The organism is Mesorhizobium sp. L103C131B0 (genome assembly GCF_000502275.1).
In the GTDB taxonomy this organism is placed as follows: domain Bacteria; phylum Pseudomonadota; class Alphaproteobacteria; order Rhizobiales; family Rhizobiaceae; genus Mesorhizobium.
This window is the reverse complement of sequence record NZ_AYXC01000002.1, coordinates 193,574-213,084: the sequence shown is the minus strand read 5'-3', so window position 1 is coordinate 213,084 and position 19,511 is coordinate 193,574. Positions and strand designations below refer to the sequence as shown.

General features: G+C 61.9%; 25 protein-coding genes. 23 read left to right on the top strand and 2 right to left on the bottom strand.

Going from position 1 to position 19,511, the window contains the following annotated elements:
- Window positions 1-5: 5 nt before the first annotated feature.
- The 15 genes from rplX to rplQ all read left to right on the top strand — a co-directional run bounded on the left by rplX (window position 6) and on the right by rplQ (window position 9,113).
- Window positions 6-320: a 50S ribosomal protein L24 gene (gene rplX, locus X730_RS160135; protein ID WP_023691245.1), complete on the top strand. Its 315-nt coding sequence runs from the start codon at window positions 6-8 to the stop codon at window positions 318-320.
- Window positions 313-912, top strand: a complete 600-nt coding sequence (gene rplE, locus X730_RS160140; protein WP_023672755.1) for a 50S ribosomal protein L5 — start codon at window positions 313-315, stop codon at window positions 910-912. Before rplX ends, rplE begins: the two co-directional genes overlap by 8 nt.
- 27 nt (window positions 913-939) lie before the next feature.
- The gene (gene rpsN, locus X730_RS160145; RefSeq protein WP_010909282.1) at window positions 940-1,245 is read left to right on the top strand and encodes a 30S ribosomal protein S14; all 306 of its coding nucleotides are present in this window, start codon (window positions 940-942) and stop codon (window positions 1,243-1,245) included.
- Window positions 1,246-1,257: 12 nt separating this feature from the next.
- The gene (rpsH, locus tag X730_RS160150) at window positions 1,258-1,656 is read left to right on the top strand and encodes a 30S ribosomal protein S8 (RefSeq protein ID WP_006205453.1); all 399 of its coding nucleotides are present in this window, start codon (window positions 1,258-1,260) and stop codon (window positions 1,654-1,656) included.
- A 41-nt stretch (window positions 1,657-1,697) separates the two neighbouring features.
- Window positions 1,698-2,231 (top strand): 50S ribosomal protein L6, encoded by a 534-nt coding sequence (rplF, locus tag X730_RS160155; protein WP_023682603.1) that lies wholly within the window; start codon window positions 1,698-1,700, stop codon window positions 2,229-2,231.
- A 140-nt stretch (window positions 2,232-2,371) separates the two neighbouring features.
- On the top strand, window positions 2,372-2,731 hold the full coding sequence (gene rplR / locus X730_RS160160) for a 50S ribosomal protein L18 (RefSeq protein ID WP_023682602.1): 360 nt from the start codon (window positions 2,372-2,374) through the stop codon (window positions 2,729-2,731).
- A gap of 154 nt (window positions 2,732-2,885) precedes the next feature.
- Window positions 2,886-3,449 carry a 30S ribosomal protein S5 gene (gene rpsE, locus X730_RS160165; RefSeq protein ID WP_006333394.1) on the top strand — a complete coding sequence of 188 codons (564 nt, stop codon included), beginning with the start codon at window positions 2,886-2,888 and terminating at the stop codon, window positions 3,447-3,449.
- Between the two features lie 24 nt (window positions 3,450-3,473).
- Window positions 3,474-3,671, top strand: coding sequence for a 50S ribosomal protein L30 (gene rpmD / locus X730_RS160170; protein ID WP_006205449.1), 198 nt, complete (start codon window positions 3,474-3,476; stop codon window positions 3,669-3,671).
- Window positions 3,672-3,693: 22 nt separating this feature from the next.
- Window positions 3,694-4,164 carry a 50S ribosomal protein L15 gene (gene rplO, locus X730_RS160175; protein ID WP_023672760.1) on the top strand — a complete coding sequence of 157 codons (471 nt, stop codon included), beginning with the start codon at window positions 3,694-3,696 and terminating at the stop codon, window positions 4,162-4,164.
- A gap of 257 nt (window positions 4,165-4,421) precedes the next feature.
- Window positions 4,422-5,762 (top strand): preprotein translocase subunit SecY, encoded by a 1,341-nt coding sequence (gene secY / locus X730_RS160180; RefSeq protein WP_023825602.1) that lies wholly within the window; start codon window positions 4,422-4,424, stop codon window positions 5,760-5,762.
- Window positions 5,759-6,367, top strand: a complete 609-nt coding sequence (locus X730_RS160185) for an adenylate kinase (RefSeq protein ID WP_023701778.1) — start codon at window positions 5,759-5,761, stop codon at window positions 6,365-6,367. The genes secY and X730_RS160185 overlap by 4 nt, the downstream gene beginning before the upstream one ends.
- Before the next feature lie 211 nt (window positions 6,368-6,578).
- Window positions 6,579-6,947, top strand: coding sequence for a 30S ribosomal protein S13 (rpsM, locus tag X730_RS160190; protein ID WP_006205445.1), 369 nt, complete (start codon window positions 6,579-6,581; stop codon window positions 6,945-6,947).
- Between the two features lie 126 nt (window positions 6,948-7,073).
- Window positions 7,074-7,463, top strand: a complete 390-nt coding sequence (gene rpsK, locus X730_RS160195; protein ID WP_023825601.1) for a 30S ribosomal protein S11 — start codon at window positions 7,074-7,076, stop codon at window positions 7,461-7,463.
- Between the two features lie 102 nt (window positions 7,464-7,565).
- The gene (locus X730_RS160200; RefSeq protein WP_023682599.1) at window positions 7,566-8,576 is read left to right on the top strand and encodes a DNA-directed RNA polymerase subunit alpha; all 1,011 of its coding nucleotides are present in this window, start codon (window positions 7,566-7,568) and stop codon (window positions 8,574-8,576) included.
- Window positions 8,577-8,681: 105 nt separating this feature from the next.
- Entirely contained in the window at window positions 8,682-9,113 is a 432-nt protein-coding gene (rplQ, locus tag X730_RS160205; protein ID WP_023736689.1) for a 50S ribosomal protein L17, read from the top strand.
- A gap of 82 nt (window positions 9,114-9,195) precedes the next feature.
- On the opposite strand, the gene X730_RS160210 is transcribed toward rplQ, so the two are convergent.
- On the bottom strand, window positions 9,196-9,822 hold the full coding sequence (locus X730_RS160210; protein WP_155922398.1) for a hypothetical protein: 627 nt from the start codon (window positions 9,820-9,822) through the stop codon (window positions 9,196-9,198).
- 134 nt (window positions 9,823-9,956) lie between these two features.
- On the opposite strand from X730_RS160210, the gene X730_RS160215 reads away from it, so the two are divergent.
- From X730_RS160215 to X730_RS160250, 8 genes are all read left to right on the top strand, one after another.
- Window positions 9,957-11,450: a DegQ family serine endoprotease gene (locus tag X730_RS160215; RefSeq protein ID WP_023825600.1), complete on the top strand. Its 1,494-nt coding sequence runs from the start codon at window positions 9,957-9,959 to the stop codon at window positions 11,448-11,450.
- A 47-nt stretch (window positions 11,451-11,497) separates the two neighbouring features.
- Window positions 11,498-12,808 (top strand): replication-associated recombination protein A, encoded by a 1,311-nt coding sequence (locus tag X730_RS160220; RefSeq protein ID WP_023825599.1) that lies wholly within the window; start codon window positions 11,498-11,500, stop codon window positions 12,806-12,808.
- A 183-nt stretch (window positions 12,809-12,991) separates the two neighbouring features.
- The gene (locus tag X730_RS160225) at window positions 12,992-13,822 is read left to right on the top strand and encodes an aspartyl/asparaginyl beta-hydroxylase domain-containing protein (RefSeq protein WP_023701775.1); all 831 of its coding nucleotides are present in this window, start codon (window positions 12,992-12,994) and stop codon (window positions 13,820-13,822) included.
- A 53-nt stretch (window positions 13,823-13,875) separates the two neighbouring features.
- Window positions 13,876-14,250 (top strand): fluoride efflux transporter CrcB, encoded by a 375-nt coding sequence (gene crcB / locus X730_RS160230; RefSeq protein ID WP_023745020.1) that lies wholly within the window; start codon window positions 13,876-13,878, stop codon window positions 14,248-14,250.
- Window positions 14,251-14,383: 133 nt separating this feature from the next.
- Window positions 14,384-15,364 carry an RluA family pseudouridine synthase gene (locus X730_RS160235; RefSeq protein WP_023825598.1) on the top strand — a complete coding sequence of 327 codons (981 nt, stop codon included), beginning with the start codon at window positions 14,384-14,386 and terminating at the stop codon, window positions 15,362-15,364.
- A 2-nt stretch (window positions 15,365-15,366) separates the two neighbouring features.
- A complete protein-coding gene (locus tag X730_RS160240) occupies window positions 15,367-16,284 on the top strand; it encodes a DMT family transporter (protein WP_023682592.1) in 918 nt (305 codons plus the stop codon).
- 11 nt (window positions 16,285-16,295) lie between these two features.
- The gene (locus X730_RS160245) at window positions 16,296-17,087 is read left to right on the top strand and encodes an ATP12 family chaperone protein (protein ID WP_023738898.1); all 792 of its coding nucleotides are present in this window, start codon (window positions 16,296-16,298) and stop codon (window positions 17,085-17,087) included.
- A gap of 177 nt (window positions 17,088-17,264) precedes the next feature.
- Window positions 17,265-19,151 carry an MFS transporter gene (locus X730_RS160250; protein WP_023682590.1) on the top strand — a complete coding sequence of 629 codons (1,887 nt, stop codon included), beginning with the start codon at window positions 17,265-17,267 and terminating at the stop codon, window positions 19,149-19,151.
- Between the two features lie 94 nt (window positions 19,152-19,245).
- Here the strand turns inward: X730_RS160250 and X730_RS160255 are convergent, their stop codons facing one another.
- Entirely contained in the window at window positions 19,246-19,443 is a 198-nt protein-coding gene (locus X730_RS160255; protein WP_023682589.1) for a DUF2735 domain-containing protein, read from the bottom strand.
- Between the last annotated feature and the right edge of the window lie 68 nt (window positions 19,444-19,511).

Genomic DNA, 19,511 nt, shown 5'->3' with positions numbered 1-19,511 from the left:
GACCAATGCAAAAGATTAGAAAAGGCGACAAGGTCGTCGTGCTGGCCGGCAAGGACAAGGGCCGTTCGGGCGAAGTCCTCTCGGTTCAGCCGAAGGAAGACACCGCGCTGGTGCGCGGCGTCAACATGATCCGTCGTCACCAGAAGCAGTCCCAGTCCCAAGAGGGCGGGATCATCACCAAGGAAGCGCCGATCCAGCTGTCGAACATCGCGCTCGCCGACCCCAAGGATGGCAGGCCGACCCGCGTCGGCTTCATCTTCCAGAAGGACGGCAAGAAGGTGCGCGTCGCCAAGCGCTCGGGAGAAGTCATCAATGGCTAAGGCTCAAACCACGAAGCCCAAGGCTGAAAGCAAACAGTCCAAGGCCCAGAACACGCCGCGCCTCAAGCAGGTCTACAACGAGACCATCCGCAAGGCGCTGCAGGAGCAGTTCGGCTACGAGAACGAGATGCAGGTTCCGCGCATCGACAAGATCGTGCTGAACATGGGCGTCGGCGAAGCGACCGCGGATTCGAAGAAGCCTTCGATCGCGGCCGAAGACCTGGCGATGATCGCCGGCCAGAAGGCCGTCGTCACCCGCGCCCGTAATTCGATCGCCGGCTTCAAGGTCCGCGAGAAGATGCCGATCGGCGCCAAGGTCACGCTGCGCAAGGAACGCATGTACGAGTTCCTCGACCGTCTCGTGAACATCGCACTGCCGCGCGTCCGCGACTTTCGCGGACTGAATCCGAAGAGCTTCGATGGCCGTGGCAACTACGCCATGGGCATCAAGGAACACATCGTGTTCCCGGAGATCAACTACGACAAGGTTGATCAGATCTGGGGCATGGACGTCATCGTTTGTACGACTGCGAAGACGGACGACGAAGCCAGGGCATTGCTCAAGGCCTTCAACTTCCCCTTCCGCCAGTAACGGCAGCGAGAAAAGGAAAAATCTGAAATGGCAAAGACCAGCTCAGTCGAGAAGAACAACAGGCGCCGCAAGCTTGCCGACCAGTACGGTCCCAAGCGCGCAGCGCTCAAGGCGATCATCATGGACCAGTCCAAGCCGATGGAAGAGCGTTTCCGCGCTCAGCTGAAGCTTGCTGCCCTGCCGCGCAACTCGGCCAAGATCCGCATCCGCAACCGCTGCGAAGTTACCGGCCGTCCGCGCGCCTATTATCGCAAGCTCAAAGTATCGCGCATCGCGCTTCGTGATCTCGGCAATAACGGCCAGATCCCGGGCCTGGTCAAGTCGAGCTGGTAAGGAGGACATAACATGTCATTGAGCGATCCTCTCGGCGATATGCTGACCCGCATCCGCAACGCGTATGGCCGTAAGAAGTCGAGCGTTTCGACGCCGGCGTCGCGCCTGCGTACCCGCGTCCTCGACGTGCTGAAGGCTGAAGGCTATATCCGCGACTACAGCCAGACCGACTTCGACAACGGCAAGTCCGAAATCGAAATCGAGCTGAAGTATTTCGACGGTGCTCCGGTCGTGCGCGAAATCGCCCGCGTCTCGAAGCCTGGCCGCCGCGTTTACGTTTCGGCCAAGTCGATCCCGCACGTCGCCAACGGCCTCGGCATCGCCATCCTTTCGACGCCGAAGGGCGTGATGGCCGATCACGAAGCACGCGAACAGAATGTCGGCGGCGAAATCCTCTGCCAGATTTTCTAATTCGGCAGACCTGAAACAAGAGAAGTGACGAGGACAACCAAATGTCTCGTATTGGAAAGAAACCCGTTTCGCTGCCGCAGGGCGTGACCGCGACCGTCAACGGCCAGACCGTGACGGCGAAGGGCCCCAAGGGCGAGCTGAAGTTCGTGGTGAACGACGAAGTGCTGGTCAAGATGGAAGGCAGCGAAATCGCTGTCCAGCCGCGTGACCAGACCAAGACCGCCCGCTCCAAGTGGGGCATGTCGCGCACGCAGATCGTCAACATCCTGCAGGGCGTCAAGGACGGTTTCGAGAAGAAGCTCGAGATCACCGGCGTCGGCTATCGCGCGGCACTCCAGGGCAAGAACCTGCAGCTGGCGCTTGGCTTCAGCCACGACGTCGTTTACGAGACGCCGGCCGGCATCACGATCACCGTGCCGAAGCCGACGGAAATCACCGTGACCGGCATCGACAAGCAGCAGGTCGGCCAGGTTGCAGCCGAGATCCGCGAGTATCGCGGTCCCGAGCCCTACAAGGGCAAGGGTGTCCGCTATGCCGGCGAGAAGATCGTCCGCAAGGAAGGCAAGAAGAAGTAGTAGGCCTGGCCCCGAAAAGTTGCAGACTTTTCGGAAAAGGCCAAGCCAAAGAAGTGCAACGCCGCGGGGAGCGGTCGCGGGAGGCGCTTTCGCCTACCGCACATGGCGGCCCCCGTTTTTTGAAGGCAAGGAAGACTATCATGGCTACCAAGGAATCCATCCAGCGCCGCGCGCAGCGCGTCCGCCGCCAGATCAAGAAGGTCGCCGGCGAACGTCCGCGTCTCTCGGTTCACCGCACGTCGAAGAACATCTACGTGCAGGTCATCGACGATGCCAAAGGCCATACCATCGCGGCTGCATCGACACTCGAGAAGGACCTCAAGGGTTCGCTCAAGACCGGCGCCGACACCGAGGCAGCAGCCGCTGTTGGCAAGCTGATCGCCGAGCGTGCTTCGAAGGCCGGCGTCAAGGAAGTCGTCTTTGACCGCGGCGCCTATATCTATCACGGCCGCGTCAAGGCGCTGGCCGAGGCTGCCCGTGAAGGCGGTCTGAGCTTCTAATTGCCTGATCCCGAACCGAAGGTCAGCGCAGCAAAAAGTTGCAGACTTTTCGGACAAGATCATGCAAGGAAAAATAATTCGCCCCCGGTGACCCAAAGAGGCGCACCGGATCTTATCAGCAACCGTGCTTCCGGAAAAAAACAAGGAACAGGATATGGCACAGGAACGTAGGGATGGCGGCCGCGGCCGCGATCGTGAAGAACGCGATGACGGCATGGTGGACAAGCTCGTCCACATCAACCGTGTCGCCAAGGTCGTCAAGGGCGGCCGTCGCTTCGGTTTTGCAGCACTCGTCGTCGTCGGCGACCAGAAGGGCCGCGTCGGCTTCGGTCACGGCAAGGCGCGCGAAGTGCCGGAAGCGATCCGCAAGGCAACTGAGTCGGCCAAGCGCGACATGATTTTCGTGCCGCTGCGCTCGGGCCGCACGCTGCACCACGACGTCGAAGGACGCTGGGGCGCCGGACGCGTGCTGCTGCGCGCTGCCAAGCAGGGTACCGGCATCATCGCCGGCGGCCCGATGCGCGCTGTCTTCGAGACGCTCGGCATGCATGACGTGGTCGCCAAGTCGATGGGTTCGTCGAACCCCTACAACATGGTTCGTGCCACATTCGACGCGCTGAAGAGCCAGATGCATCCCAAGGATGTGGCTGCTGCACGCGGCATCAAGTATTCGACCCTTCAGGCCCGCCGCGGCACCGCCGTTGCGGCTGAAGAATAGTCGATCTGACCAGGGATTTTGACCATGGCCAAGAAAGCAACCAAGACCATCACCGTTGAGCAGATCGGTTCGCCGATCCGCCGCCCGAAGGAACAGCGCGCGACGCTGGTCGGCCTCGGCCTCAACAAGATGCACAAGCAGCGCACTCTGGAGGACACTCCCTCGGTGCGCGGCATGATCGCTGCCGTCCAGCATCTCGTCCGCGTCGTGGACGAGGGCTGAGCAAAAGCGCAGGAGAACCCAGATGAAACTCAACGATCTGCGTGACAAGGACGGCGCGACGCACTCCAAGAAGCGTCTCGGCCGTGGCATCGGCTCCGGCTCGGGCAAGACCGGCGGTCGCGGCGTCAAGGGCCAGAAGGCGCGCTCCGGCGTTGCCATCAACGGCTTCGAGGGCGGCCAGATGCCGCTCTATCGGCGCCTGCCGAAGCGTGGCTTCAATAACATCTTCGCCAAGAGCTTTGTCGTCGTGTCGCTGGCTCGTATCCAGACGGCGCTCGATGCCAAGAAGCTTGACGCCAAGGCGACCGTGACGGCCGAGGCGCTCGTTGCCGCCGGCGTCATCCGCCGCGTCAAGGACGGCGTGCGCATCCTCTCGGACGGCGAGCTCAAGGCAAAGCTTGCCTTCGACGTCGCGGGCGCCTCCAAGGCCGCGATCGAGAAGATCGAAAAGGCCGGCGGTTCGGTCAAGCTGCCGGAAGCGGCAGCGGAGTAACGGCAATTTGAAGCGCGGTCGGCAGGAACGGTATCCGTTTTTGTTCACGATTGCGCTTTGATCCAATCAATTAGGCGGCCGCGTCAACGCGGCCGCTTGCATGTTTAGAGCCCGGAGCTTATCTCGTGAGCTTCGGTGCCACGCGCCGCCTGAGCTGCGGGCATCGAGCGTGACATACAAATCAAAGAAGTAGCGCATGACGTTGTCCGAAAACCGCTTCACACTTTTCGGCATCATGCTCTAGCGGAGAATCAGGCATGGCTTCGGCTGCTGAACAACTAGCCTCGAATCTGAATTTTGCGGCTTTCGCCAAGGCGGAGGACCTGAAGAAGCGAATCTGGTTCACCGTCGGCGCGCTGCTCGTCTATCGCCTCGGCACCTATATCCCGCTGCCCGGCATCAATCCGGATGCATTCGCGCAGGCCTTCTCTTCGCAGGCCAAGGGCGTGCTCGGCATGTTCAACATGTTCGCCGGCGGCGCCGTGCAGCGCATGGCGATCTTCGCGCTCGGCATCATGCCTTACATCTCAGCCTCCATCATCATGCAGCTGATGACCTCGGTCATTCCGTCGCTGGAGGCGCTGAAAAAGGAAGGCGAGCAGGGCCGCAAGGTCATCAACCAGTACACGCGCTACGGCACGGTACTCCTGGCGCTGGTGCAGGCCTACGGCATTTCGGTGGGCCTGGAAGGCGGCAACGGCATCGTCAATGATCCCGGCATGTTCTTCCGCATCTCGACCGTCGTCACGCTGGTTGGCGGAACCATGTTCCTGATGTGGCTGGGCGAGCAGATCACCGCCCGCGGCATCGGCAACGGCATTTCGCTGATCATCTTTTCCGGCATCGTCGCCGGCCTGCCGCGCGCCATCTCCGGCACGCTGGAGCTCGGCCGCACCGGCGCCCTATCGACCGGGCTGATACTCGCGATCATCGTGCTGGCTATCATCGTCATCGCGCTGATCGTGTTCTTCGAGCGCGCGCAGCGCCGCCTGCTGATCCAGTATCCGAAGCGCCAGGTCGGCAACCGCATGTTCCAGGGCGATACCTCGCATCTGCCGCTGAAGCTCAACACGTCGGGCGTCATTCCGCCGATCTTCGCGTCGTCGCTGCTTTTGCTGCCGGCAACGGTCGCCGGCTTCTCGCAGACGACAAACCTGCCGGCCTGGGCAAGCACCGTGCTCGCCTCGCTCGGCCACGGCCAGCCGCTCTACATGCTGTTCTATGCGGCAATGATCGTGTTCTTCGCCTTCTTCTACACGGCCATCGTGTTCAATCCGAAGGACACCGCCGACCAGCTCAAGAAGCATTCCGGCTTCATTCCGGGCTACCGTCCGGGTGAGCGCACCGCCGATTACATCGACTATGTCCTGACGCGCATCACCGTCGTCGGCGCCATCTATCTGGTGCTGGTGTGCCTGCTGCCCGAGTTCCTGATTTCGGCGACTGGCGTACCATTCTACCTCGGTGGCACATCGCTTCTGATCGTGGTCAGTGTAACCCTCGATACGGTGGCGCAGATCCAGGGTCACCTGATCGCGCACCAGTATGAGGGCCTGATCAAGAAGTCGAAGCTGCGCGGGAGGAAGAAGGCCAGATGAGATTGATATTGCTTGGGCCGCCAGGAGCGGGCAAGGGGACGCAAGCACAAAGACTGGTAGAAAAATACGGCATACCGCAGCTGTCGACGGGCGACATGCTGCGGGCCGCCGTACAGGCCGGCACTGAAGTCGGCAAGCGCGCCAAGGCGGTGATGGATGCCGGCGAGCTGGTTTCCGACGCCATTGTCAACGCGATCGTGGCCGAGCGCATCGACCAGCCCGATTGCACCAACGGTTTCATCCTCGACGGATATCCGCGCACGCTGGTGCAGGCTGATGCGGTTGAATCGATGCTCGCCGAGCGCGGCATTGGCCTCGATGCCGTGATCGAGTTCGTCGTCGACGACAAAGCGTTGGTCGGCCGCATCGTCAAGCGCGCCGACGACGCCAAGGCCGCCGGACAGCCGGTGCGCAAGGACGACAATCCGGTGGTGTTCGAAGAGCGCCTGCGGGAATATTACAAGAAGACGGCGCCGCTGATCGGCTATTATTACGCCAAACGCTCGCTTAGGAGTGTCGACGGCATGGCTCCTGTCGACACCGTGACGGCGGAGATTGAAGCGCTGCTCGCGGCGGTGACGCGGGAGACCGTTACGGTAAAGTAAAGATTGCGCTTGACTGGAACGGTTCGCTGGGTTATGGCGGCCCGTCTTCCTATCAGGCATGAGGCTTGCTTGTCCGCAAGGGCAAGGCAGCCGCATTGAAACTAGGGAACTCCCGCAAGGGCCGGCCTCCACCGGACGCGGGGTAATTTGAACAGCGCCGCGCATGCCTTGTTTTGAAGGCCGGCCGGTCCCACATGGAGAAGAGAAGAATATGGCTCGTATAGCCGGCGTCAACATTCCGACCAACAAGCGCGTCGTCATTGCGCTTCAGTACATTCACGGCATTGGCAAGAAGTTCGCCCAGGAGATCGTCGACAAGGTCGGCATCCCGGCCGAGCGCCGCGTCAACCAGTTGACCGACGCGGAAGTGCTGCAGATCCGCGAGACCATCGACCGCGACTACCAGGTCGAAGGCGACCTGCGCCGCGAAGTGTCGATGAACATCAAGCGTCTCATGGACCTCGGCTGCTACCGCGGTCTGCGTCACCGCCGTTCGCTGCCGGTTCGCGGCCAGCGCACGCACACCAATGCACGCACCCGCAAGGGCCCGGCCAAGTCGATCGCCGGCAAGAAGAAGTAAGTGAGCGAATAGCGAGTAGCCATTAGCGAGTAGGGGTCCCTATTCGCTAGTCCCTATTCACTACTCGCTTTCAAAGGTGGAGCCGCTGGCATTACGGCGGTGTAGAGATCAACTGAAAGGACTATCATGGCCAAGGACGCCGCTCGTGTTCGCCGTCGCGAACGCAAGAACATCTCGTCGGGCGTTGCCCACGTCAATTCGACCTTCAACAACACGATGATCACCATCACCGACGCGCAGGGCAATTCCATTGCCTGGTCGTCGGCCGGTGCCCAGGGCTTCAAGGGTTCGCGCAAGTCGACCCCGTTCGCCGCCCAGATGGCTGCCGAAGACGTCGCCAAGAAGGCCCAGGAACACGGCATGCGCATGCTCGAAGTCGAGGTCTGCGGACCCGGCTCCGGTCGTGAATCGGCGCTTCGCGCCCTGCAGGCGGCCGGCTTCACCATCACTTCGATCCGTGATGTGACGCCGATCCCGCACAATGGCTGCCGCCCGCGTAAGAAGCGCCGCGTCTAAGACATTACCGAACGCCGCGTGAGCGCCTCAAGGCGCTCCTCCACGGCACTCCAGGTCGCCCGCCACGATTGGATGGTGGCGGGTCAACGGAAGGAAAGCATCATGATCCAGAAAAATTGGCAGGAACTGATCAAGCCGAACAAGATCGAGTTCTCGTCGAAGAAGAAGACGCTGACCACGCTGGTCGCCGAGCCGCTCGAGCGTGGCTTCGGCCTGACGCTCGGCAACGCGCTGCGCCGCGTGCTTTTGTCTTCGCTGCGCGGTGCGGCTGTCACCGCCGTGCAGATCGACGGCGTTCTGCATGAATTCTCGTCGATTGCCGGCGTGCGTGAGGACGTGACCGACATCGTCCTCAACATCAAGGAAATCGCCATCCGCATGGAAGGCGATGGTCCCAAGCGCATGGTCGTTCGCAAGCAGGGCCCGGGTGCGGTTCTGGCTGGCGACATCCAGACGGTTGGCGACGTCGAGATCCTCAACCCCGACCACGTCATCTGCACGCTGGACGAGGGCGCTGAAATCCGTATGGAATTCACAGTCGACACCGGCAAGGGTTACGTGCCGGCAGACCGCAACCGCGCCGAAGACGCGCCGATCGGCCTGATCCCGGTCGACAGCCTGTATTCGCCGGTCAAGAAGGTCTCCTACAAGGTCGAGAACACCCGCGAGGGCCAGGTTCTCGACTATGACAAGCTGACCATGACCATCGAGACCGACGGTTCGATCTCGGGCGAGGACGCGGTGGCATTCGCTGCCCGCATCCTGCAGGACCAGCTTGGCCTGTTCGTCAATTTCGACGAGCCGCAGAAGGAAGTCGCCACCGAAGCCGTCACAGAGCTCGCCTTCAACCCGGCGCTGCTCAAGAAGGTCGACGAACTCGAGCTTTCGGTGCGTTCGGCCAACTGCCTGAAGAACGACAACATCGTCTACATCGGCGATCTCATCCAGAAGACCGAAGCCGAGATGCTGCGCACCCCGAACTTCGGCCGCAAGTCGCTGAACGAGATCAAGGAAGTGCTCGCGGCGATGGGCCTGCACCTCGGCATGGAAGTGCCGGACTGGCCGCCGGAAAACATCGAAGACCTCGCCAAGCGTTACGAAGACCAATATTGAGCATGAATTTCCAAGGATCGGCGGCGTGAGCCGCTCGATCCGACGGTCATGCGGAAAACCATCAGAGGCCACGGCCTCTTGAACAACTGAAGAAGGAAAAGAGCCATGCGCCACGGTTTTAAAGGCCGCCGCTTCGCCCGAAGCATTAGCCATCGCAAGTCGATGTTCGCCAACCTCGCCGTGTCGCTGCTCGAGCACGAACAGATCGTCACCACCCTGCCGAAGGCGAAGGATCTGCGTCCGATCGTCGAGAAGCTGGTGACGCTCGGCAAGCGCGGCGACCTCCATGCGCGCCGCCAGGTGATTGCCCAGATCGGCAATGAAGGCGTCGTCAAGCGTCTGTTCGACACGATCGCGCCGCGCTACGCCACCCGCAATGGCGGCTATCTGCGCATCATGAAGGCGGGCTTCCGCCACGGCGACAATGCCGCCATGGCGGTCATCGAGTTCGTCGACCGTGACACCGACGCCAAGGGCGCCGGCGACCGCGCTCGCCTCGAAGCTGAAGGCACCAATGAGGAAACCGCGGCCGCATAAGGCTGGGGGTTTCTGGATGAATTCAAAGGGGCCTTCGGGCCCCTTTTTGTTACCAGCGTCCTATGTTTAGCGAGCCTTACGTTTAGCGAGCAAGCGTCAGGTAGTCGCGACCGCTAAGCAGATTCCAATTGAAGGCGCCGGGGATCTCTTCGAACGCCGGTTGGGGATAGGAATAGATACTGTCGAGGGTGGCGCGGGAATCGATATCGCTGACCACTTGCGACACGGTGGAATTGGCCAGGTATTTTTGGGCGTCCCCATCTTCGATGAAGTCTGTATCGACTCGGAAATGAATCTGAATGGGACCCGCGCAGATGTTCAGCAAGATATCGTCGCTCAAGGCGGCGTAGAAAACCGCTGCCTCTTCTGGAGCCCAAAGGCCGGCAGCCAGGAATTCCGAAGGCTTCGTCTCTCCACTGAACCCATCCAATGAGAGCACAAGGCGATCGGTGAGAACCTCAAAATCACCTTCGAGATAGCCCGCTTCTTCGATCTGAAACCAGTTCATCCAATGAGGTGCTTCTTCATCAAAGGAAATTTCGAGCTTTCCGAAAATCCAATAGACCGGAATCGTCCCTGCAGGTTCCGTGACCCAGCCGTCAGGCGGACCCAGCACACCGGCGATGTCGATCATTTTCAGAGAAGGGGAAACGGGCCCAAAAGTGCCGGTCTTCAAAAAGTCACGGAATGACAGGAGTTGTTTTTTCATGAAGGTCGACGAAGGTTCTCAGTTTCAAGCCGACCTATAGCTGCTTTGCGGGCCAGAATAATCAGATTTCAGCGGCTTAGCCTTTCATTTTGCACAATCGTCGGGACAATGGCGCCCGACCTGGAGGATTCGGAATGCACTTCAAACGGCTGTTTCTTGTTGCCCTTTGCGCGCTGGCCGCCTTTGCCGCGGCACCGGCCGTGAAAGACGCCCTGGCCGAGGACGCCGCCAAGCCAGCCGATCCGGGGCTCTCCGATGTGCTGACCGACCTCTTGCATGGCGTCGAAGGCGAGAACGGCACCTCCGGTCCCGACAAGCGCGTGCCGTTCGGCCGCGAAGAGGTACAGCTGTCGTTTGCGCCCCTGGTCAAGCAGACGGCGCCGGCGGTGGTCAATGTCTATGCTTCGCAGACGGCCAAGGTCACGTCGCCCTTCGACGGCGATCCTTTCTTCGAGGAATTCTTCGGCCGCGCGCAGCCGCGCGCGCAATCATCGCTCGGCTCGGGCGTGCTGGTCGATCCAAGCGGCGTCGTCGTCACCAATTTCCACGTGATCAAGGATGCCGACGAGGTCAAGGTCGCGACCGCCGACGGGCGCGAATTCACCTCGAAGGTCATGCTCAAGGACGAGACGCTCGACCTCGCCGTGCTCAAGATCACCTCCGACAAGCCGTTTCCGGTGATCGCCATCGGCGATTCCGACGCGCTCGAGGTCGGCGACCTGGTGCTGGCCATCGGCAATCCGTTCGGCGTCGGCCAGACCACCACCAGCGGCATCGTTTCGGCGCTTGCCCGCAGCCATATCGGCGTTTCGGATTCGGGCTATTTCATCCAGACCGACGCCGCCATCAATCCCGGCAATTCCGGCGGCGCGCTGATCAACATGGGCGGCCAGCTGGTCGGCATCAACACCGCCATCTACAGCCGCAGCGGCGGCTCGATCGGCATCGGTTTTGCCATTCCGGCCAACATGGTGCGCGCCTTCGCCGACGCGGCCAAGGCCGGGCTCGATTTCTTCGAGCGGCCTTATATAGGCGCCGAGTTCGAAGCGGTCACACCGCAGATCGCCGAATCGCTTGGCATGGATAAGCCGACCGGCGCGCTGGTGTCGTCGGTTGAGGAAGCCGGACCGGCGGCCAAGGCAGGGCTGAAGCCCGGCGATGTCGTGCTGCAGCTCAACGGCACGACGGTCGAAGGCATCGAGGCGCTGGATTACCGCATGGCCACCCTGTCGATCGGCACCAAGGCGACCTTCGCCATCCTGAGCAAGGGCCAGCAGGCGACGATGGAGATTGCACTGGAGCGCGCGCCGGAAGGCGCCAAGGCGTCGGAAGTGACCCTGCATGGCCGCAGCCCGTTCTCCGGCGCCAAGGTCGCGGAACTGTCGCCCAGGCTCGCCCAGCGGCTCGGCCTGCGCACCGACCTCAAGGGGGTCACCGTGGTCGACATCAACCGCGATTCGCCGGCCGCCGATTTCGGCTTCCAGCCGGGCGACATCGTGCGCGAGGTGAACGGCACCACCGTCGATACGGCGGCGACACTGGCGCAGCTTGCCCAGCAGGATACACGCTGGTGGCGCTTTACCGTCGAGCGCGGCGGGCAGATACTGCGCCAGGTGTTGCGTTACTGAGGCGATCTTCCCATTTCTGAGGATCGTGCTCCAACCAGAAGACCTAGATGGCCGATCTGTTCAGCGTCGATGAACCGGAAAGAGCGCCGCCCGGCCGGCCTTTGGCCGATCGGCTGCGCCCGAAAAACCTTGGCGAGGTCGTCGGCCAGGAGCATCTGACCGGCCCCGACGGCGCACTGACGCGGCTCATCAACTCCGGTTCGCTCGGCTCAATGATTTTCTGGGGGCCACCCGGCACCGGCAAGACCACCGTGGCGCGGCTGCTGGCCGGCGAGACCAGCCTTGCCTTCGAGCAGATCTCAGCGGTGTTTTCCGGCGTTGCCGATTTGAAGAAAGTGTTCGAGGCGGCAAAGCTGCGCCGCACCAATGGCCGCCAGACGCTGCTGTTCGTCGACGAGATCCATCGCTTCAACCGCGCCCAGCAGGATTCGTTTCTCCCGGTCATGGAGGACGGCACCGTCGTGCTGGTTGGCGCCACGACCGAAAATCCGTCCTTCGAGCTGAACGCCGCGCTTTTGTCGCGCGCGCGGGTACTGGTGTTTCACTCGCTGGGCGAGGACAGCATCGCCAAGCTGATGACGCGCGCGGAGGAGACAGAGGGCAGGGCGCTGCCGCTCGACGAAGAGGCGCGGGCGATGCTCATCCGCATGAGCGATGGTGACGGCCGGGCCTCGCTGACGCTGGCCGAGGAAGTCTGGCGCGCCGCCAAACCCGGCGAGGTTTTTGATCCCGAAGGGTTGCAGCGCATCGTCCAGCGCCGCGCGCCGATTTACGACAAGGGCCAGGACGGCCACTACAATCTGATCTCGGCGCTGCACAAATCGGTGCGCGGGTCCGACCCGGACGCGGCGCTTTATTATCTCGCCCGCATGTTCGACGCCGGCGAGGATCCGCTCTATCTCGGCCGCCGGCTGGTGCGCATGGCGATGGAGGATATCGGGCTCGCCGACCCGCAGGCGCTGGTCGTGGCCAACGCCGCCAAGGACGCATACGACTACCTCGGCTCGCCCGAAGGCGAACTGGCCTTCGCCGAGGCCACCGTCTATCTCGCCACCGCGCCCAAATCCAACGCCGTCTATACCGCCTTCAAGGCAGCCACGCGGGCGGCGAAGGAGTTCGGTTCGCTGCTGCCGCCCAAGCACATCCTCAACGCGCCGACCAAGCTGATGAAAGAGGAGGATTACGGCGCCGGCTACCGCTACGATCACGACCAGCCCGATGCCTTTTCCGGCCAGGACTATTTCCCCGAAAAGATGGGCCGGCAGACCTTTTACGATCCGCCCGAACGCGGCTTCGAGCGCGATATCAAGAAACGGCTGGACTATTGGGCAAAGCTGCGCAGCGAGCGGGAAAAATAGGCGCGCGGGACAAACGGGACGAACTCGGCCTGCCCGCGATGAACTGAAATTCTGTCCCCGCCAGTCACAGCAGTGTGATTGTACCGCATGACAAAAAGCCCTATCACGTCGCATGACTCGGCCGGGAGGCTGCCAGGACGGGCGATAATTCGGAACGGGGACAGCGCGCCGCGCGAACAGAAAATGACAAAATCCCTTCGCAAAATGCTTCGCCAGGCTGTGATTGCTGTCCCGCTGCTCGCGCTCGGATTCTATTTCATTCCGATCCTGACCACGATCTGGATCGTCTGCGGCCTGATCGATGTGCTGCGCAACGCCAACAAGGATCTGTCGCTGTTGCGCGGCTATTTCCTCGGCAATGGCATCTTCACCTGGCTGCTGTCGCCCTTCAATCTGCTGGTCGACCTCGTTTGCTACAGGAACCCGGGCGTGTGGAAGCTGGAGCAGTTTCCCGCCGATTATCAGCGCGAGGTCAACGAGGTTCTTGACGTCTTCAAGGCGCGCAAGGACGAGATCATCGCCGATATCGACGCCAATTTCGGCACCGGTCGTCGCGGCATGTATGTCTATCAGTGGTACGGCAAGCACCGGATCGACAATGTCGCGGAATTCAACAAGGATTTCAAATACATCAAGACCATTGCCGTGTCTGTCTTCAGAGGCAAGGAATCGACTTCCTGGCATTTCGGACCGCTCCGGCTCAGCCTGCGCATCCTCTACAATCTCTTGCCGGTGAAGGCAGAGGTTTTCGTCGAATGCAACGGCGCCAGGAATTACTGGCACGACAACCCGCTCTATATTTTCGACGACACGCTGCTGCACCGCTCGGTCAACGAGTATGACGGACGCCGCTACTGCGTGTTCATGGACATAATCCGCCCGTCGCCGTTCCCCGGCTTCATCGCCGGACTTCTGGCCATCGTTTCGGTCACCGTCGAGCGCATCAATTCCATGTTCTACAAGAACTGGAAGATGATCGGCTCGAGCAAGGCAAAGAAGGTCGAGACGACCTGAGGCGTTAGCCTGAAGGGATTGACCGCACTGCCTTGGCCGGGCAGTAAACGGGCATGTTCAATCTGCTTCTTGTTGTGGTCGGCGGCGGCATCGGCGCCGGCATCCGCCACCTGACCAACATCGGCGCCTTGCGCCTCGTCGGCCCCAACTACCCCTGGGGGACGATGGTGATCAACATCGTCGGCTCCTTTGCCATGGGGCTGTTCGTCGCCGCGCTGATGCGGCGCGGCGGTTCCAATGAGCTCCGGCTGTTCGTCGCCACCGGCGTCCTTGGCGGCTTCACCACCTTCTCCGCCTTTTCGCTCGATTTCGCGACCCTATGGGAGCGCGGAGCGACGCTGCCGGCGTTGGGATATGCGCTGGCCAGCGTCGTTGGCGCCATTATTGCCCTGTTTCTGGGACTTTGGCTCGCAAGAACCGTTTCATAGTGTTATTGCCCCGACCTGGAGCACGGCGCATCCTCCTGGACGCGCTGCAGAAACTTTGATCTTGCGCATGATCCTTTCCGAAAGCCGGAGTAGATTTTCGGGGTCACGCGTTGAAACGGATAAAGCGAAAATCATGGCAGGCGTAGAACAGATCACGGTGGAGGCCGGCGAGGCGGGCATGCGGCTCGATCGCTGGTTCAAGACCCATTTCCCCGGCCTCGGCTTTGGCCATCTGCAGAAGTTGCTGCGCTCGGGCCAGATCCGCGTCGATGGCGGCCGGGTCAAGGCCGACAGCCGTGTCGAGCCCGGCCAGGTGGTGCGTGTGCCGCCGCTCGAGGTCGACAAGAAGGGCGAGAGTGCGCTTACGGGTTACTCGATCCGCAACCAGGGCGACGCCGATGTGCTGGCCAAGATGCTGATCCACGAAGATCCAAAAGTCTTCGTCTTCAACAAGCCGGCGGGCCTGGCGGTGCAAGGCGGCTCGGGCGTCACCCGCAATGTCGACGACATGCTGGAGGCCTGGCGCAGCCAGAAGGGCGAGAAGCCGCGCCTGGTGCACCGGCTCGACCGCGACACATCGGGCGTGCTGGTGGTTGCCCGCACCAGGCTTGCAGCGATGAAGCTTTCCGAGTCATTCAGGGCGCGTGAGACCAAGAAGACCTATTGGGCGCTGGTCAAAGGTGTCCCGCCCAAGCGCGAGGACAAGATCTCGACCTGGCTGATCAAGGAACCGACCGAGGACGGCGACCGCGTGCGCGTGGCAGCCCATGGCGAAAAGGGCGCCGACCACGCCGTGTCCTACTATCGCATCATCGAGCAGGCGGCTCAGACGATGACCTGGCTGGAAATGGAGCCGTACACTGGCCGCACCCACCAGCTGCGCGTTCATGCCGCCTATATCGGCTGCCCGATCCTCGGCGACCCCAAATATTTCGAGGCCGACACCAACTGGGACTTTCCGGGCGGCATTCAAAACCGCCTGCATCTGCATGCGCGCCGCATCGTCATTCCGCACCCGGACAAGGGCGTCATCGACGTCACCGCGCCGATGCCGCCGCATATGTGCCAGAGCTGGAACCTGATCGGCTTCGACGACGCCAGCGCGGAGGACTGACATTGGCCGTTGCCTCGGCATTGGATCGCCGCGATGCGGTCGATCTGGCGGCTGCTTCCATCATGGTCGGGCTGACCTTTTCCTGGGGGCTGAACTACGTCGCCGCCAAGATCTCCTATGCCGGCTTCGATCCGGTTTTCGTCTCGATCGCACGTTCGATCATTGGCGGGCTCTGTGTGCTCGGCTGGTGCTGGCTGCGCGGCATCAGGTTGTTTAAGGCCGACGGGTCGCTTGTCGCCGGCATCATTGTCGGCGTGCTGTTCGGCGTCGAGTTCCTGTGCCTCTATATCGGGCTGGAATACACGACCGTTGCTCGCAACACACTGCTGGTCAACACCATGCCGTTCTGGGTCCTGATCGGCGGCCATTTCCTGCTCGGTGAGCGTATCAACGCGCGCAAGCTTGGCGGGCTCGTTCTCGCCTTCTGCGGCCTGGTGGCGGTGTTTTCAGACGGGATTGCCGGCGGCACCGACGTGACCTTGATGGGCGATCTGCTCAGCCTCGGCTCCGGTATTCTGTGGGCGGCGACCAGTATCGTCATCAAGCGTTCGAAACTGGTCGAGACCAGTGCCGAGAAATTGCTGCTTTATCAGCTGGCCGGTGCGGCCATTGTCGGTGTCCTGGTTCTGCCTTTCGCCGGCCCGCCGATCCGGGCGGTCAGTGCCTTGCCGACATTGGCGCTGCTGTTCCAGTCGCTCTATATAGTTGCCTTCACCTATGTGCTGTGGTTCTGGCTGCTCAGGCGCTATCCGGCATCGGGCCTGTCGAGCTTCGCCTTCCTGTCGCCGGTGTTCGGCGTCCTCTGCGGCGCTATCATTCTTGGCGAGGCGCCAACGACCAGGATCTTTGTGGCGCTTGGGCTGATCGCAGTCGGCCTGATCATCGTCAACCGGCCGGCGCGCAAGCAGGTACCTGGATAGAAAGTTCGACCATGCGTGACATCCTCAACGACCTCGAAGCGGGAAAGCATCTGTCCGATCCGGATCCGGTCCGCCGCGCGCAGATCCAGATGAAGACGCACCTGCCGAAGCGCTTCTACAAGGACGTGTCGGTCGCAGCTGTGGAGGACGGTTTTGCCGTCCATCTCGACGGCAAGCCGGTGCGCACGCCGGGCAAGGCGCTGCTGGCGCTGCCGACCGAAAAGGCCGCCGCCCTGGTCGCCAATGAGTTCGCTGCACAGGGCGAGACCATCGACCCGGTCACGATGCCGGTGCTGCGTCTGGTCAACACCGCCATCGACGGCGTCGCCAGCGACCCGCAGGCGGTGCTGGAGGACGTCTTGCGCTTCGCCTCGTCCGATCTGACCTGCTACCGCGCCGACGCGCCACAGGGGCTGGTTGAGCGGCAGAACCAGCATTGGGATCCGGTGATCGACTGGGCGAGAGCGACATTAGGGGCTCGGTTCAATCTCGCCGAGGGCATCATCCATGTCGAGCAGCCGCGCGAGAGCATCGCAGTGCTCGGCGCTCATCTTGCCCAGCGTGCCGAGCCGCTGCGGCTGGCCGCAATCCATGTCATGACTTCGCTGACTGGGTCGGCGCTGCTGGCGCTGGCGGTCGATTACGGCGCGCTCGATGGCGACGCGGCTTGGGCCGCCGGCCATGTCGACGAGGACTGGCAGATCGAGCATTGGGGCCAGGATGCCGAGGCTGTCGCACGCCGCTCGGCCCGCAAACGCGACATGATGGCGGCCGTCGGCCTGCTCGATGCGCTGAAGACCTGATCCTCGGCCTTTGCCGCACTGCACCTAATACCAAAGTCATAAATCCAAGGTCTGTCTGCCTCCGGCGGTCGCTTTCTGTCATTTTTTACGCTGATGGCTGGTTCGAGTCGCGTTCAGAGGGAACGCCGACGATGACGCCCAGCGTCGAAGGCAGACGATTCACGGGAGGACAGTTCAATGGCATTGGCATCGACCGCCGGCGGAGCCAGCCGCGGCATGACACGAGAGGAGAAGAAGGTCATCTTCGCCTCCTCGCTGGGCGCGGTTTTCGAATGGTATGATTTCTATCTCTACGGAGCGTTGGCCGGCGCGATCGGCTTGACCTTCTTCAACTCGTTTCCCGAAAGCACCCGCTACATCTTCACGCTGCTGGTCTTCGCCGCCGGCTTCATCGTGCGCCCGTTCGGCGCGCTGGTGTTCGGCCGCATCGGCGATCTCGTCGGCCGCAAATACACATTCCTTGTCACCATCATGATCATGGGTCTGTCGACTTTCCTTGTCGGCCTGCTTCCGGGTTCAGAGACACTGGGCATTCTGGCGCCGATCCTGTTGATCGCGCTGCGCATGCTGCAGGGCCTGGCGCTTGGCGGCGAGTACGGCGGCGCCGCGACCTATGTCGCGGAACATGCGCCGGACGACCGTCGCGGCTTCTACACCTCATGGATCCAGACGACGGCGACGCTCGGCCTTTTCCTGTCGCTGATTGTCATCCTGCTGGTGCAGAATTCCGTAAGCAAGGACGCCTTCAACGCCTGGGGATGGCGCATTCCGTTCCTGGTCTCGGCTATCCTGCTCGGCATTTCGGTCTGGATCCGGCTGTCGCTTTCGGAATCGCCGACCTTCCTGCGCATGAAGGAAGAGGGCAAGAGTTCCAAGGCGCCGCTGTCGGAAGCCTTCGGCCAGTGGAAAAACGCCAAGATCGCCATCCTGGCGCTGTTCGGCCTCACCGCCGGTCAGGCCGTGGTATGGTACAATGGCCAGTTCTATGCACTGTTCTTCCTGGCCAATGTGCTCAAGGTCGACGCGCAGTCGGTCAACATCATGATCGCCATTGCGCTGGCACTCGGCACGGGCTTCTTCGTCTTCTTCGGCTGGCTGTCCGACAAGATCGGCCGCAAGCCGATCATCATGGCCGGTCTTGCGCTGGCGGTCGTCACCACCTTCCCGCTGTTCAAGGCGTTGACCTGGGCCGCCAATCCGGCGCTCGCCACCGCACAGCAGAACACGCGCGCCACGGTGACGGCGGCTCCGGGAGACTGCAACTTCCAGTTCAACCCGACCGGCACGCGCGTGCCGGTCAGTTCGTGCGATATCGCGACCGACTTCCTTGCCAAGAACTCGGTGCCTTACGACATCGTCTCGACGGCGGCGGCGGGGACCCCGGCGAGTGTCATGATCGGCAGCGAAACCGTGGCGTCTTATGATGCCAAGGCCGCGGGCGACAAGAAGGCTGCAAGCGACGCTGCCTTCAAGAAGGGTATCAACCTCGCGCTTCAGGGTGGCGGTTACCCGTTGAAGCGCGCTGCCGCCAAGGTTGCCGACCAGAAGCTCGACGCCTTTGTCGCGGCCAATCCTGAACTGAAGCTCGATGCGGCAGCCATCCGCGCCGGCGAAAAGACCGCGGTCCCGACCGAACAGGCGATCAAGGACAAGGTGCTGACCAAGGATGAGGCCGCGGGCGCCACCGAGGTGACCGTCTACAGCGTTCCGGCAGCGGGCGCGTTCGCGATGTTTGCCGACCCCGCACAGGTCAACTGGGCCAAGGTCATCGGCATCCTGTTCATCCTGGTCCTCTATGTGACCATGGTCTACGGGCCGATCGCCGCGATCCTGGTCGAGATGTTCCCGACCCGCATCCGCTACAGCGGCATGTCGCTGCCCTATCACATCGGCAATGGCTGGTTCGGCGGCCTGCTGCCCGCAATCGTGTTCGCGTTCAGCGCCTACAAGGGCGATATCTACTATGGCCTTTGGTATCCGGTGGTGATCGCGGCGGTGACGCTGATCATCGGCATGATCTTCGTCAGGGATACGCTCGGCACCGACCTGCATACCAAGCAGTAGCCGACGGCTCTGTATCAAACAAAAAACCCGGCGCGAGCGATCGCGCCGGGTTTTTGATTTGTGGGCCTGTTCGATCTATCAGCGCGGAAGACGCCTAGCTCTTGCGAGGCTGTTCGGCCTCCGCAATGGCGGCCTCATGATACCAGGCCTCGCCATGGGCAAGCGGGTGATCGCGCAGCGAAGCAAGCTCTGCCGCAAACTTGGCCTTTACGCCTAAATTTGAGGCACCCGCACGCGCTGCCACCGGGAACATCAGGATTTTGGCCGACGGACGGGCTGAGGTGATTTCCATGGTCGGTCTCCTTTCTTCTGGAGAGGCTCTTCGATTCATCTTTCCATCAAGGTAGGTCCTGCAATCCT